11 protein-coding genes are annotated in these 14,864 nt (G+C 69.1%); 5 read left to right on the top strand and 6 right to left on the bottom strand.

The window, feature by feature from the left end; translation table 11 throughout:
- Window positions 1–7: 7 nt before the first annotated feature.
- The 5 genes from EPAKOI_RS21100 to EPAKOI_RS21080 all read right to left on the bottom strand — a co-directional run bounded on the left by EPAKOI_RS21100 (window position 8) and on the right by EPAKOI_RS21080 (window position 5,283).
- Window positions 8–688 carry an SOS response-associated peptidase gene (locus EPAKOI_RS21100; RefSeq protein WP_423193555.1) on the bottom strand — a complete coding sequence of 227 codons (681 nt, stop codon included), beginning with the start codon at window positions 686–688 and terminating at the stop codon, window positions 8–10.
- Window positions 689–753: 65 nt separating this feature from the next.
- Window positions 754–1,704: a Csu type fimbrial protein gene (locus tag EPAKOI_RS21095; protein ID WP_423193553.1), complete on the bottom strand. Its 951-nt coding sequence runs from the start codon at window positions 1,702–1,704 to the stop codon at window positions 754–756.
- Window positions 1,701–4,028, bottom strand: a complete 2,328-nt coding sequence (locus EPAKOI_RS21090; RefSeq protein WP_423193552.1) for a fimbria/pilus outer membrane usher protein — start codon at window positions 4,026–4,028, stop codon at window positions 1,701–1,703. Before EPAKOI_RS21090 ends, EPAKOI_RS21095 begins: the two co-directional genes overlap by 4 nt.
- Complete coding sequence (locus EPAKOI_RS21085) at window positions 4,025–4,789, bottom strand: fimbrial biogenesis chaperone (RefSeq protein ID WP_423193551.1); 765 nt, start codon at window positions 4,787–4,789, stop codon at window positions 4,025–4,027. The genes EPAKOI_RS21090 and EPAKOI_RS21085 overlap by 4 nt, the downstream gene beginning before the upstream one ends.
- Complete coding sequence (locus EPAKOI_RS21080) at window positions 4,789–5,283, bottom strand: Csu type fimbrial protein (RefSeq protein ID WP_423193550.1); 495 nt, start codon at window positions 5,281–5,283, stop codon at window positions 4,789–4,791. Before EPAKOI_RS21080 ends, EPAKOI_RS21085 begins: the two co-directional genes overlap by 1 nt.
- 378 nt (window positions 5,284–5,661) lie before the next feature.
- Here EPAKOI_RS21080 and EPAKOI_RS21075 point away from each other — a divergent pair, with 378 nt between their 5' ends.
- Complete coding sequence (locus EPAKOI_RS21075; RefSeq protein ID WP_124686360.1) at window positions 5,662–6,393, top strand: BON domain-containing protein; 732 nt, start codon at window positions 5,662–5,664, stop codon at window positions 6,391–6,393.
- A gap of 108 nt (window positions 6,394–6,501) precedes the next feature.
- Window positions 6,502–7,755 carry a M20/M25/M40 family metallo-hydrolase gene (locus EPAKOI_RS21070; RefSeq protein ID WP_423193548.1) on the top strand — a complete coding sequence of 418 codons (1,254 nt, stop codon included), beginning with the start codon at window positions 6,502–6,504 and terminating at the stop codon, window positions 7,753–7,755.
- Window positions 7,756–7,919: 164 nt separating this feature from the next.
- Here EPAKOI_RS21070 and EPAKOI_RS21065 read toward each other — a convergent pair whose 3' ends face one another.
- A complete protein-coding gene (locus tag EPAKOI_RS21065) occupies window positions 7,920–8,846 on the bottom strand; it encodes a LysR family transcriptional regulator (RefSeq protein ID WP_124686362.1) in 927 nt (308 codons plus the stop codon).
- A gap of 371 nt (window positions 8,847–9,217) precedes the next feature.
- Here EPAKOI_RS21065 and EPAKOI_RS21060 point away from each other — a divergent pair, with 371 nt between their 5' ends.
- The 3 genes from EPAKOI_RS21060 to EPAKOI_RS21050 all read left to right on the top strand — a co-directional run bounded on the left by EPAKOI_RS21060 (window position 9,218) and on the right by EPAKOI_RS21050 (window position 14,854).
- Window positions 9,218–10,090: an alpha/beta hydrolase gene (locus tag EPAKOI_RS21060; RefSeq protein ID WP_124686363.1), complete on the top strand. Its 873-nt coding sequence runs from the start codon at window positions 9,218–9,220 to the stop codon at window positions 10,088–10,090.
- 228 nt (window positions 10,091–10,318) lie between these two features.
- A complete protein-coding gene (locus EPAKOI_RS21055; RefSeq protein WP_124686364.1) occupies window positions 10,319–11,566 on the top strand; it encodes an efflux RND transporter periplasmic adaptor subunit in 1,248 nt (415 codons plus the stop codon).
- A gap of 96 nt (window positions 11,567–11,662) precedes the next feature.
- Entirely contained in the window at window positions 11,663–14,854 is a 3,192-nt protein-coding gene (locus EPAKOI_RS21050; protein ID WP_124686365.1) for an efflux RND transporter permease subunit, read from the top strand.
- Window positions 14,855–14,864: the final 10 nt, after the last annotated feature.

The raw sequence follows: 14,864 nt of genomic DNA, 5'->3' as shown, positions 1-14,864 counted from the left end.
CGGCCGGCTAGTCCGAGGGCGGCGGCGGCCCCTTGGTAGCCCCCCGGGGCGGCAGCGGGGCCGGCTCCGCCACCAGGCGGTCGGCCGGCAGCAGGCGCAGGAACGTGCGCGCCGCCTCCGGGTCGCGGCAACCGAGCCAGCCGTCCCAGTCCTCGCGCGGCAGGATCACCACGCCGCGCTTTTCGTCCCCGGGCTTGTGAAACCGCTGCATCAGCGGATGATGATCGGCGTTGACCGTCGGCATCGTGAACGACACGGCCCCGTCGGGCCACGCCCGCCATACCCCCGCAATCGCAAACGGCTCGCCGTCCGGCAGGCCGATCTTCCAGCGCACCGCCTTGCCGCTTTCGTAGTTTGGCTCGAAGAACGCCGTGGCCGGGATCAGCGCGAACTGGCACGCCTTCCAGAACCGCGCGAACGACGACAGCTTGCCGATGGTCTCGACCCGCGCGTTGGCCGTGGGAAAGTAGCGCGTACCGGGCGGGATGGTCGCTTTCGGCACCATGCTGAACGACGCCAGCACGCTTTCCCAGGCATCCGCGTCGGTCCGCTGCCGGACGATCGGGGCCGCGTAGTCGGGCCAGGTTTCCGACGGATACAGGCCGGGCGGGGGCTCGACGCCAAAGATCTCGCGCAGGATGCGCCGCTGGACGGGGGGCGTAGTTGACGCACATGGTGGGGCGCTCATGTGGCTGGGGGTGGGCCTATCGTGGCGCAACGCCCGGCGCCGGTCAACCGTGGACGGCCCAGGGGTCAGTACGTGATCGTCGCCGTCACCGTGTCGGCATAGGTGCCGGGCGTTGGCGTCACCTGCGGCGGAATCCGGCCGTAGACGTTGAGTGGCTGGGCCGTGCCCGTGCCGGTGCCGCCCACGGTGGATGTGCCGCGCGAACCGTCGCCCCACGGCACCGTGCGCGCGGCGTCCGAGTACAACTGATAGCTCACGGTCTGCTGGCCGCCGCTGCGCGTCATGCGGCGTGCGGCGACGTTGGCGCCGTTGCCGGTGCCGGCGTTGAGCGCGATCGAATAGGGTGCGCTGGCGGTGCATTGCACGGTCAGTGTGCTGGCCGCGTCGCGGTTGCCGGTCAGCAGGCCGACCGAGCCGAAATCGAGCGGCGTGGCCGAGATATTGCAATCGGCCACCACGGTGGCGCTGGCTGTGAACGTGATCGGCAGGCTGTTGGTGGCAAGCGTGCTGCACGCGGGCGGCGACAGCAGGTATTCGACGTAGGTGACCTCGGCGTTGAGCCCGGTGAACTGGGACGTGTAGGCGCCGGCCGTGGCCGCCGTCTGGTTGGCCAGGATGCGCCCGTAGTAGCTCACGGACGCGCTGCCGTTGCCCAGCAGCGCGCCAAAGTCGAGCATCACGGGCGTCGCCGTGGTGCCGGTGCTGCGCGACCCCCAGATCTGCGTGCGCGCGCTGTCCGTGTACAGGTTAAAGCCGAGCGTGCGGCTGCCGTTGGCCATCACGCGCGGCGACACGGTGGTGCCGGCCGAGCCGGTGCCGATGTTGATGCACGCCCGCACGCGCGCCGACACCGCAATGCCGGTGCAGCTCACCGTGATGGTGCCCTGGATGTCGACCGGGCTGCCGCTGACCGGGCTGTAGTTGCCGAACGCAGCCGACGGCGCCGTGGCCGTGCAGACGGCCCGCGCGGCCGGCGCGGCCATCAGCAGCAGCATCGCCAGCCAGCCGGCCCTCATGGTGCTTCCGCCGCGCAGCGCACGGGCCCGAGCCTGGGCAGCGGGTCTGCGCTGGCGCTGTAGTGCAGCCGGGCCGTGCAGACGCCGGCGTCGGTCTCCGCGCGGAACGTGTTGTCGTCGCCCAGGGCGTCGAAGAACGCCAGCCCGTCGTAGCCCACCACGGTGCGGCCGCCGCTTTCCAGATGGACGATGGCCGTGCCGGGCGGCAGCGGCGTCTCCTCGCCGTCGACGAACACCACCTGGGCGCCGCGGAACGATTCGATCCGGAACGTGGCCAGCGCGCCCGACTGCAGCGCCGGCGCGATCGACAGCCGCGTGGAACTGAGCCGCGTGTTGACGGGCAGCGCCAGCGCGTCGATTTCCACGCGGTTGGCGTCGTAGGCCAGCAGGTTGGGCACCAGGATATGGCCCGAGCGGTTGGTGTTGCCGATCCGGCGGTTCTCCACGAGCACGGGCAGGTCCGCCACGCCGCCCGTCGACACCAGCGCAAAGCTCTGGTCGATGCGCCGCCCGGCCATCACCGTGCCGTCCATCGCCACCAGCGACCCGCTGGCGCCAAGCTGCGTGCTCACGCGGCCCTGCAGGTCCTGCACCGCGCCGAACACGTCGCCGTAGCGGCCGCGGAAGTTGGCCTGCGCAAAGCCGCGCCACATGCCCGCGCCTTTCTGGCCGGCCACCTGCCAGCCCCAGCCGCCTTCGTACGGCGTGGCGTGGCTGACCGTGCCGATCACCGTGGGATTGCCGCTGTCGCGGCCCACCGTGGCCGACGCCGTCGTGTCGCTGTCGATCAGGTAGGTCAGCGTCAGCGACGCGCCGTACGACGACCCGGCCGCGAAGTCGCGGTAGGCGCTGGCCGTGAGCGACGTGCGCCGGTTCCACTGTGCCGTCCACGCCAGCGATCCGATGCGCGACGCGCCGTAGACCGGGTCCGACAGGTTCACGTAGCTGGCCGCGATATTGCCGTTGCGCGCCACGGGCACCGACACGGTCGCCCGGTACAGCGCGCGCGGCATCGGCGCGCCCGAGCGCGCGGCCAGGTCCTCGTAGTGGCCGAACGCGCGCGTGCCCTGCACGTCGATGCTGAAGCGCGGCGTGCGCCACTGGTAGCCAAGCCCGAGCTGCGCGCCGCCCGCCGCGCTGCCGCTGGCCGCCACGTTCAGCACGCCGGTCAACGGCAGCTTGAACAGCACGCCAGCGCCGCCGATGCCCACACCGCGCGACGCCTCGGCGTGCGCTTCCAGCGTGACGCTATCGGTCCAGCCGTAGCGGACGGACCCGTTCGCGGCCGGCGCGCTGTCGTAGCGGAACGAATCCACGCCGTACTGCGTGCGCAGAAAGCCCACTTCGAGCGCGTAGTCGAACAGGCCCGGCGCCAGCAGCCGCGCATCCACGTAGAGCGGCACCGTGGTGCTGACGTCGCGGCCCAGCGCGTCGCGCACGACGATGGTGGCCTGGCCGGCGCCGCTCAGCGCCGGCGCGTTGTTGATCACGAACGGGCCGCTGGGCACCTGCCCGGAGTACTGGCGGACGTTGTTGATGTAGAGGTCCACCGCGCCCGGCACGGCCGCCGAGCCGGCCAGCGCGGGCAGGGGATAGGTGATCAGGTCCGGCCGCAGCCCGAAGTTGCGGCGCAGCTGGAAGCCGCCAAGCCGTACCGGGCGCGACCACGGCAGCGCGCCGGTGATCATGTCGCCGATCAGCACCGACTGCATGCCGGTGGGGTCGGCGTGGGTCCAGCTGGTGTCGAGCCGCACGTAGCGGGTGCTGCGGTCGTACACGGTGGCGACACCGGTGTTGCTGAACACCCCGCCGGGATGAAAGAGGCGCTGCTCGCTGTACAGGCCGAGCTGCTGGCCCGTATCGGGCTGGGCGTAGGCGTCGTAGTTCAGCACGAACCCGGTGCCGGGCGTGACCGGTGGCCGCTCGCGCGCCCGCGTGCCCAGTTGCGCCGGCATGCGCTGGCTGTCGGGCACGGTCAGGTAGACGCGCTGCATCGCGGGGTCATAGCGCCACGTCACGCCGGGCAGGCGGTCCAGCGCGACCATGCCCTGGGCGTCGGCCAGCGCCGGGTCGGCGCGCAGGCCCAGGTCGAGCAGTTCGTCCACCGGCGTCAGCAGCGTGCCGTCGCGGTCCGCGAAGCGGGCGACGCTTCCGGTTGATTCGCCGTTGACCATGACCTCCAGGTAGGCGGTGTGTCCGGGTACCTTGTCGATCGTCTGCGCACGGAGCGGGCTGCTCGCCACGGCGCCGGTCAGCGAGACGGCGATCATGGCAAGCCGCGACAGCGTCGCGCGGCGGGGCGTGGGACGCCGTCGCCATGTCATGGGCCCGCTTCGGGTCGGCCGGCGGCCACGGGCAGGCGCTGCGTCTCGCCGTTGACGTCGGCTTCGAGCCGCATCCCGGCAGCCGGCGCGAACGCGGCGGGCAGGCGCACCTTCCAGACGCGCGTGGCGCCCGGCAGCGCGTAGCCGAGCAGCCCTTCGGTCACCGTGGCGCGGCGGCTGCCGCTGACCAGCGTCACGGCGCTCAGCCGCGCGTGGCGCACGCCCTCGTTGCGCGCGGCCAGCCGCCATTCGCCGTCGTCGCGCCAGAGCGCCACGGCCAGGCGCGGCACGGGGCCATCGGGCGGCGTGCCGGCGAACACCGGCACCGAATAGCGTAGCTGCACGCGCACGCCGCTCTGGTCGACCGGGGCGTCGCGCTGCGGCAGTTCGTCGATCAGCAGCCGGTACGACTGCTCGGCCGTGGCGGGTGTCTTGCCGGGCCGCACCACGCGGATCATCTGCTCGCCATTGCCGCCGATGCGCACGATGGGCGGGCTGGCCAGTACGTCGTCGGCGGGTGTCAGTACGTCGTTGCCGTCGGCCTGCGTCCAGCGGAACACGCGCACCTGGGCGTGGATGGGCGCGCCCGCGGCGTTGCGCAGCGTCAGCGCGGCAGCGCCCGGGCCGGCCGGCAGGTCCACCCGGACCGGCGAGATCTGCAGCGAGGTGGCATGCACCGGCAGGCAAAAGCCCGGCACGGCCAGCGCCAGCGCGGGCCAGGACCAGGATGCCGGCCGCCACGCGGGGGCGGCAATCGGCATCAGAAGTTGACGGTGGCGGTGACGGTGGTGGTGTAGGTGCCCGCGGCCGGCGTGGATTGCGGCGGCACGCGGCCGTACATCGTGATGGCCTGCGCGGCGCCGTTGCCGGTGCCGCCCACGGTATCGGTGCCGGGCGTGTTGCCCCAGATCTGCGTGCGGCTGCTGTCGCGGTAGATCTGGTATTGCACGGTCGCCGCGCCGGTGCCGGCCATCAGCCGGTTGGCGATGCTGCTGCCGGCGGCGGTGCCGCCGTCGAGCCCCACCTGGTACGGCGCACTGTTGCTGCACGTGACCGACAGCGACGAGGTCTGGTCGACATTGGCGGCCAGCACGCCCTGCGAGCCGAAATCGAGGTCGCTGGCGGTGATCGTGCAGTCGGCGGTCAGCGTCAGCCGTACCGCGAACGTGGTGGTCTTGGTGGCCGCGCCCAGCCAGACCGGCAGGGCCGCGAGGGTGGCGAACACTGCAGCGCGAAAGTGGCAAGACGGCGTCATGGGCTTCTCCGTGGCAACCGACGCCCCGATCTTAGCGATGGCGCCGTCACTCGGCATCCGCTTTTACGATGTTCAGCAATGCTTAACGCGCAGAGTCGGAGACATTAGCGACATTGAATACAGTCCAACCGCCGGAAACCGTTGTCAGGACTGGCTTTCAGGCTGCCTGATGCAGTCTTGCGCGGGCCGCCGCACGTGGCGTCGGCGGCGCAACGGATGTTTGAAACATCGACGCCGCGCCGATGGCCGGTCGCGCAGACATCGCCGGCCCCCTTCCTATAATGGCTCTGTGGTGCGGCGCCATGCCGCCCCCACGCGCGCTTGCAGGCAGGGGCGCGCTTCCCAGCCATCTCCACGTCAACGGGGGAGACACACATCATGCTGAGTAGCGAAGCGGTGCTGACGCAGGCGCGAGCCGCGCTGGCGCATGTGCCATACCAGGGCCACCAGATCCATCCCACCATCCACCTGCGGCTGTCCGACGGCGCCCTGATCCTTGAGGGCGAGGTGCCCGACGTCATGGACAAGGCCCGCGCCGTGGCCCGGCTGCGCCGGGTGGACGGCGTATCGACCGTGATCGACCATCTGCGCATTGCGCACGCGGGGCCCGTGGTGGGCGACGGCGACCTGCGCGCGGCCGTCTGCGAGCGGCTGGCCAATGCGATCGACTTCCGCAACTGCAAGCTCTGCGCGAAGGTCAAGGGGCAGCCCGAGCCGGTGCGCGAGGCCGTGGGCGAGCGCAGCGGCTGGATCGAGGTGGCCGTCCACGACGGCGCGGTGATGCTGAGCGGGCATGTCATCAGCCTGTCCCACATGCGGCTGGCCGGTGTGCTGGCATGGTGGACGCGCGGTTGCCGCAACGTGGTCAACGACATCGTGGTGGCGCCGGCAGAGGCCGACAGCGACGAGGAACTGAGCGAGGCGCTGCAGTTGGTGCTGGAAACCGACCCGTTCGTCGATGCATCGCGGCTGCGGGTGCGCACGGCCGGGCGGGTGGTGACGCTCGACGGCTACGCATCGAGCGAGGGCGCGCGCCGCCAGGTGGAACGCGACGCCTGGTACGTGCATGGCGTGGAGGAGGTGGTCAACCACATCACGCTCAGCAGCTAGCGTCCCGGGCCGGCATCGCCCCGCGCGCGTGGACGCGCGGGCTTCCCTGCAAGATGCCGCAAGCGGTACATTGGAGCCTCCTATCCCACACCAACAACAGGAGACACCATGCCGCTTTCCCTTCGCCACCTTGCCATCGCCGCTGCTGCCGCCGTGGCGTGCCACGGGGCTCTTGCCGCGCAGGCCGACCCGGCGCTGCTGGACGCCGCGCGCGCCGCGCAGCCGGCCGTCGTGCAGTCGCTCAAGGACATGGTGTCGATCGAATCGGGCAGCGCCAACATTGCCGGGCTGACGCGCATGGCCGACTACGTGACGCAGCGGCTGCAGGCGGCGGGCGCCAAGGTGGAGCGGCTGCCGATGACGACCAGCGCCGCGCCGATGGTCAAGGCCACGCTGACGGGCACCGGCAAGCGCCGGATCATGCTGATCGGCCATATGGACACGGTGTACCCGGCCGGCATCCTGGCCACGCAGCCGATCCGCGAGGATGGCAACCGGCTCTACGGGCCCGGCATCGCCGACGACAAGGGCGGGCTGGCCGTGATCCTGCACGCGCTGGACATCCTCAAGGCGCAGGGCTGGAAGGACTACGCGCAGATCACCGTGCTGCTGAACCCGGACGAGGAAATCGGCTCGCAGGGATCGGGCGAGACCATCGCCACGCTGGCCGCCCAGCATGACGTGGTGCTGTCGTGCGAACCCAACGTGGCCAAGTCGGTGGCGAAGTCCGAATCGCTGCTGCTGGCCGCCGCCGGCACGGCCACGGCGACGATGCAGGTCAAGGGCCGCGCATCGCACGCGGGCGCCGCGCCGGAGCTGGGCCGCAACGCGCTGCTGGAGCTGGCCTACCAGATGCAGCAGACGCGCGACACGGCGCGCCAGATTCCCGGTGCGCAACTGAACTGGACGCAGGCGCGCACCACGGGCCCGCTGAACCAGATTCCCGAATCGGCCAGCGCCACCGGCGACGTGCGCGTGACCGTGGGCGGCGCCGCGCAGAAGCTGCAGGCCGCGCTGCAGGAAAAGGTGGCCGCCGGCCATCTGATCCCCGATACGCAGACCACGGTGGCGATGGAGGAGGGACGTCCCGCCTACGTGGCCGACGCGCGTTCCAGGCAACTGGCCGCCCGCGCGCAGCAGATCTACGCCGAACTGGACGGCCGCCAGCTCATCCTGATCCCGGGCACGGGCGGCGGCACCGACGCGGGCTTTGCGGGCCGCTCGGGCAAGGCGGTGGTGCTGGAAAGCTTCGGGCTGTCAGGCTTCGGCTACCACGCACGCGACGAATACGTGGAACTGGACTCGATCGTGCCGCGGCTCTACCTGATGACGCGGATGCTGCAGGAGATCGGGAAAGAGTAGGCGAACAGGCTGCGGGAAGGGGGTTGCTCCCCTCTCCCGCGCGGCGGGAGAGGGGCCGGGGCTGAGGGCCAGCGCATCCAAAAAGACAGGTCGCGGATGGAAACGCCATGCCCGCCTCCACGACTCCTCGCCCGCGCGGCGGGAGAGGGGAGCCACCCGTGAACTTACGCCGCCAACTGCTGCGGCGCCGCGCCGAAGTGCGGGTGCCGCGAGAAGATCTCGGCGGCCCAGTTCACGAATACCCGCACCTTGGCCGACAGGTGGCGGTTCTGCGGATACATCGCCGAGATCGGCAGTTCGTCGGTCTGCCAGTCGGCCATGACTTCCACGAGCCGGCCGCTGTGGATGTACGGCTCCGCCATCGCCCGCGAGATGCGCGCGATGCCGTGGCCTTCCACCGCGCAGCCCAGGTAGACGTCGGCGTCGTTGGTCGAGATGACCGAGGGCAGCAGCACCTCGGTGCGCTCGCCGCCGCGCGCCAGCGTCCAGGGCGTCTCGCGTCCGGTGCGGTTCGACAGGAAGTTTACGGCCTTGTGCTGGGCCAGCTCCGTCAGGTCGCGCGGCGTGCCGAAGCGGCGCAGGTAGATTGGCGACGCATAGAACGCCAGCTTTACCTGGCCGATGCGGCGCGCCACCATGGCCTCGTCCAGCGTCCCGACGCGCAGCACCACGTCCACGCCTTCCTTGAGCAGGTCGATGGGCTTGCCGTTGATGGTCAGCTCCAGCTTCAGCTCCGGGTAGGCGTTGAAGAAGTCGTGCAGTTGAGGCATCAATACCATCTGCGCCAGCCCGCTCGTGGTGTCCACGGCCAGCGTGCCGCGCGGGGAGTTGTTGTGGCGCGTCAGCGACTGTTCGGCTTCCTCCACGTCGGCCAGGATGCGGACGCAGCGTTCGTAGTAGGCGGCGCCGTCGGTGGTCACGCTGATGCGGCGCGTGGTCCGGTGCAGCAGCTTGACGCCCAGGTGGGTTTCCAGGTTTTGTATGAGCCGGGTGAGCGTGGCCTTGGGCAGGTCAAGAGACTCCGCCGCGCGCGCAAAGCTGCCGACATCCACCACCCGAGTGAATGCCTGCATTGAGACAAGACGATCCATGATGTTGCTTTCGAAAGGAGTAAGACCGAGGCTACGTTCCGAAGGATGTCTGGCGGGATCGGGTCCGCTGCATGTCAAGTGCGCGGCCTGGATTTGCTGCCGGCGGTCCGCCAGTGGCGGCCGGAGCGGGGACGGGTGGAGGGTTGGGGCGCCGGCGTTTGCGCTGTTTCCCCAAGTGCGCAGATGCCGAAGGACCGGAGTGAATCACATTTCCACTATCCATTTCAAGCCATGTGGGATCACTTCGACGATTATTCCAACGCAGAAACAGTGCATTGGCAATAGCTCGCTTTATCCCGTTGTTGTCAATCACCATAATTCGCTGCATCGCAATACAGCATCGACGGCCATTGCCGGTCGCCCGGACAACCATGACCAAGACCACGACTCCCCGTAGTTCCGCCGTACAACCGGCCGCAGAACAGGGCGAGGCCATCGTGATCCAGCACGTGGTGTCCAGCGGCGAGCGGGAGATCAAGGTCTGCGTCTGTTACCCCGCAGGTTATTGGCCCGTGAGCGCCGGTGCGCCATTGTTGCCATGGATGATCTACCTGCACGCGGGTGGCTTCGTCGACGGCGGCGTGGAAGCCGCGAAGGAACTGGTGCGGGATTTGGCGGAGTCGGTCCCGGCCGTGGTGGTGACGCCCGACTATTCGCTGGCGCCCGAAAACCCGTTCCCGGCGGCCCCCGAAGACGCGGTCAGTACCGTGGCGTGGGTGCTCAAGCAGGCGCGCAAGCTCAAGGTCGACAAGCTGCGCTTTGCGCTGGTCGGCGAGGAAGCCGGCGGCAACCTGGCGATCGCCACGGCGCAGATGCTGCGCGACCGCGGCCTGCCGCAGCCGGCCGGCCAGTGGCTGATCCGCCCCGTGACCGACCCGTGCCTGCAGCACGCGTCCGGCGGGCAGGTGCCGATGGAAATGCTGCGCAAGCTGGCCTGCAACTATCGCGACTACCTGCCCACGCCGGCAGCCACGGTGCACCCGTACGCGGCGCCGGCGCTGGCGTCGCGGCTGGCGGGGCTGCCGCCCACGCTGGTGCAGGTGGCAGAGCAGGATGCGCTGCGCGCCGAGGGCGAAGCCTTCGCCGCCAAGCTTGCCAAGGCCGGCATTCCGGCCAAGGCGTTGATCATGCCCGGCGCCTGTGGCGACGGGGTGGAACAGTCCCATGAGATGTGTCAGGCATGGGTCAAAGAAGGTGCGCGGTTCCTGCGCGAAAGTTTCGCGAAGGCCGACGACGCCTCGTAATCCGGTCCGAACGCCGGCCGGCGCCGTGAAAGCAGTGACGGTGCCGGATTCTCCCGCCAGCGCCCTTTGAGGCTGGCACCCCTGTAGTGGCTTTGCTTCGCCCGTTCCCGGGCGGAGTACCCCTTGCTGTTCCCGTTTTTCCGGCCCCTTGAGCCGGCGGGAGACGTTCGGCCCGGAGTTTTGCTTTTCCAGTTGAAGAAACCCGACGAAAACACGGAGTGAAGAAAGATGAATCACAAGTCTCGACGCACGCTGATCGCCTTTGCCATCGTGGCAATCCTTGGGGCGGGCGTGGCAACCTCGGTACTGCGTCCCTGGCACGGCGGGGAAGCGCAGGCCAATACCCCGCCCCCGGCACCGGCGGTGGAAGTGTCCGCGGCGGTGGGCCAGACCATCACCGAATGGGATGAGTTCTCCGGCCGCATCGAGGCCGTGGACCGCGTGGAAATCCGTCCGCGCGTTTCCGGCACGATCGAAACGGTGCACTTCCGCGAAGGCTCGATCGTGAAGAAGGGCGACCCGCTGTTCACGATCGATCCGCGCCCGTACGCGGCCGAAGTGGCCCGCGCCGAAGCCGCACTGGCCGCCGCGCAGGTCCGCGCCTCGCACGCGCAGACCGAGAAGGCCCGCGCCCAGCGCCTGCTGGACGACAACGCGATCTCGCGCCGCGAGTTCGACGAGCGCATCAATGCGGCCAGCGAGATGTCGGCCGACGTGCGCGGCGCGCAGGCGGCGCTGGAAGTGGCCAAGCTGAACCTGAGCTACACGCGCATCGTGGCGCCGGTGGCGGGCAAGGTGTCGCGCGCAGAGATCACGGTGGGCAACCTCGTGGCGGCTGGCGCGGCGTCGCCGCCGCTGACGTCGGTGGTGTCGGTCTCGCCGGTCTATGCAAGCTTCGACGTCGACGAGCAGAGCTACCTGCGCTACACGGCGCCGGGCGCCGGCGGCGGCAAGAACGACCTGCCGGTGTTCCTGGGCCTGGCCAACGAGGACGGCAACCCGCACAAGGGCAAGATCCACTCGATCGACAACCGCCTCGACACGCGCAGCGGCACCATCCGCGTGCGGGCGGTGTTCGACAATGAGGACGGCCGCCTGCTGCCGGGCCTGTACGCCAAGGTCAAGCTCGGTGGCGGTTCGCCGCATCCGGCCGTGCTGATCAACGACCGCGCCATCGGCACGGACCAGGGCAAGAAGTTCGTGCTGGTGGTGGACAAGGCCAACAAGCTCGTCTACCGCGAGGTGGAACTCGGGCCCACGTACGAAGGGCTGCGCGTGATCCGCAAGGGGCTGCAACCGGGCGAGAACATCGTCGTGAACGGCCTGATGCGCGTGCGCCCCGGCGACACCGTGGCGCCCAAGGCCGTGGCCATGGCGTACCGCAGCGAACTGGAGCCGCGCGGCACCACCCCCGACCGCAAGCAGGCCGCGGACGACGGGCGTGCCGACAAGGCGGGCAAGGCCAAGGTGGGCTGAGCGCCGCCCCGGCACCAAACTGAAATTTCCCCCTGAAGCTGTATGGCGTCCGCTTGCGAGCGGACGGCCAGGGGGACTGCTTTCGCCGAGACCAAGATGAATCTCTCGAAATTCTTTATCGATCGCCCGATCTTTGCGGGCGTGCTGTCGGTGCTGATCTTCCTGATCGGCGCCATCTCAATGTTCAAGTTACCGATCTCGGAGTACCCGGAAGTGGTGCCGCCGTCGGTGGTGGTGCGCGCGCAGTTCCCGGGCGCCAACCCGAAGGTGATCGCCGAGACCGTGGCCACGCCGCTGGAAGAGCAGATCAACGGCGTCGAGGACATGCTGTACATGAACTCGCAGGCCAACAGCGACGGCAACCTGACGCTGACGGTGACGTTCAAGCTGGGCACCGACCCCGACAAGGCCCAGCAGCTCGTGCAGAACCGCGTCTCGCAGGCCGAGCCGCGCCTGCCGGAAGACGTGCGCCGGCTGGGCATCACCACGGTCAAGAGCTCGCCTGACCTGACCATGGTGGTGCACCTGACGTCGCCGAACGACCGCTACGACATGACGTACCTGCGCAACTACGCGCTGATCAACGTGAAGGACCGCCTGGCGCGGATCCAGGGCGTGGGCCAGGTGCAGATGTTCGGCGCGGGCGACTACTCGATGCGCGTCTGGGTGAACCCGGAGAAGATCGCCGAGCGCGGCCTGGCCGCGTCCGACGTGGTGCGCGCCATCCGCGAGCAGAACGTGCAGGTGGCGGCCGGCGTGATCGGCCAGTCGCCGTCGCTGCCGGGCACCGACCTGCAGCTTTCCGTGAACGCGCAGGGCCGGCTGCAGACCGTCGAGGAGTTTGGCGACATCATCGTCAAGACGTCGCCCGACGGCGTGGTCACCTACCTCAAGGACATCGCCCGCATCGAACTGGGCGCCTCGGAATACGCGCTGCGCTCGCTGCTGGACAACAAGTCCGCCGTGGCGCTGCCGATTTTCCAGTCGCCGGGCTCCAACGCGATCCAGATCTCCAACGACGTACGCAAGACCATGGCCGAGCTGAAGGCCAACATGCCGGAAGGCGTGGACTACAGCATCGTCTATGACCCCACGCAGTTCGTGCGCCACTCGATCGAGGCCGTGGTCCACACGCTGTTCGAGGCCATCGCGCTGGTCGTGCTGGTGGTGATCCTGTTCCTGCAGACGTGGCGCGCATCGATCATCCCGCTGCTGGCCGTGCCGGTGTCGATCGTCGGTACGTTCGGGCTGATGCACGCGTTCGGCTTCTCGATCAACGCGCTGAGCCTGTTCGGGCTGGTGCTGGCGATCGGTATCGTGGTGGACGACGCGATCGTGGTGGTGGAAAACGTCGAGCGGAACATCGAGGAGGGCCTGTCGCCGAAGGAAGCGACGTACAAGGCCATGCGCGAGGTGAGCGGCCCGATCATCGCCATCGCGCTGACGCTGATTGCCGTGTTCGTGCCGCTGGCGTTCATGACGGGCCTGACCGGCCAGTTCTACAAGCAGTTCGCGCTGACGATCTCGATCTCGACGATCATCTCGGCGTTCAACTCGCTGACGCTGTCGCCGGCGCTGTCCGCGCTGCTGCTCAAGGGCCACGACGCCCCGAAGGACTGGCTGACGCGCGGCATGGACAAGGTGTTCGGCAAGTTCTTCGCCCGCTTCAACCGCTTCTTCGGGCGTAGCTCGGAAAGCTACGGCCGCGGCGTGAAGGGCGTGATCCGCCGCAAGGGCTCGGTGTTCGGCGTCTACGCCGTGATGCTGGTGGCCACGTGGGGCGTGTTCCAGATGGTGCCGAAGGGCTTTGTGCCGGCGCAGGACAAGCAGTACCTGGTGAGCTTTGCCAAGCTGCCCGACGGCGCCACGCTGGACCGCACCGAAGACGTGATCCGCCGCATGTCGGACATCGCGCTCAAGCATCCGGGCGTGGAGTCGGCCGTGGCGTTCCCGGGCCTGTCGATCAACGGCTTCACCAACAGCCCGAGCGCCGGCATCGTGTTCGTCACGCTGAACCCGTTCGACGAACGCAAGAGCGCCGAGCTGTCCGGCAACGCCATCGCGGCAGACCTGAACAAGCAGTACGGGTCGATCCAGGACGCGTTCATCGCGGTGTTCCCGCCGCCGCCGGTACAGGGCCTGGGCACCATCGGCGGGTTCAAGATGATGATCGAGGACCGCGCCGCGCTGGGCTACGACGAGCTGTTCAACGCGACCAACGCGTTCATGACCAAGGCGCGCGCCACGCCCGAGCTGGCCGGCATCTTCAGCAACTACCAGGTGAACGTGCCGCAGCTTGACGTGCAGCTTGACCGTACCAAGGCCAAGCAGCTTGGCGTGCCCGTGACCGACGTGTTCGAGACGCTGCAGACCTACCTGGGCTCGTCGTACGTGAACGACTTCAACAAGTTCGGCCGCACGTACCAGGTCAAGGTCCAGGCCGACGCGCAGTTCCGCCAGCATGCGGAGGACATCCTGCAGTTGAAGGCGCGCAGCGCTTCCGGCGAAATGGTGCCGCTGTCGTCGCTGGTGAAGGTCAAGCAGAGCTTTGGCCCCGACAGCGTGACGCGCTACAACGGCTTCACGGCCGCCGACATGAACGGTGGCCCGGCGCCGGGCTTCTCGTCGGGCCAGGCCCAGGCCGCCGCCGAGCGCATTGCCGCGGAAACGCTGCCCAAGGGCATCGGCTTCGAGTGGACCGAGCTGACCTACCAGGACATCCTGGCCGGCAACGCGGGCGTCTGGATCTTCCCGCTGTGCGTGCTGCTGGTGTTCCTGGTGCTGGCCGCGCAGTACGAAAGCCTGACGCTGCCGCTGGCGGTGATCCTGATCGTGCCGATGAGCCTGCTGGCCGCCATGACCGGCGTGTGGCTCACGCGTGGGGACAACAACATCTTCACGCAGATCGGCTTCATCGTGCTGGTGGGGCTGTCCGCGAAGAACGCGATCCTGATCGTGGAATTCGCCCGCGAGCTGGAGCACCAGGGCCGTACCGTGGTGCAGGCCGCGATCGAGGCCAGCCGCCTGCGTCTGCGCCCCATCCTGATGACGTCGTTCGCGTTCATCATGGGCGTGGTGCCGCTGGTGATCTCCACCGGCGCCGGCGCGGAAATGCGCCATGCCATGGGCGTGGCCGTGTTCGCGGGGATGCTGGGCGTGACGTTCTTCGGCCTGTTCCTGACGCCGGTGTTCTACGTGGCCCTGCGGCTGCTGGCCACGCGCAAGCAGCGCCGCGAGGCCGTATCGACCGATGTGTCGGCGTCGCACGCCGTACCGTCGGCTGAGTGATGGGGATCGA

The sequence above is a fragment of the Cupriavidus sp. H18C2 genome, from assembly GCF_049393795.1.
Taxonomy (GTDB): domain Bacteria; phylum Pseudomonadota; class Gammaproteobacteria; order Burkholderiales; family Burkholderiaceae; genus Cupriavidus; species Cupriavidus pauculus_C.
Note: the sequence above shows the minus strand (reverse complement) of the source record. Positions and strands in the feature narration are given on the sequence as shown.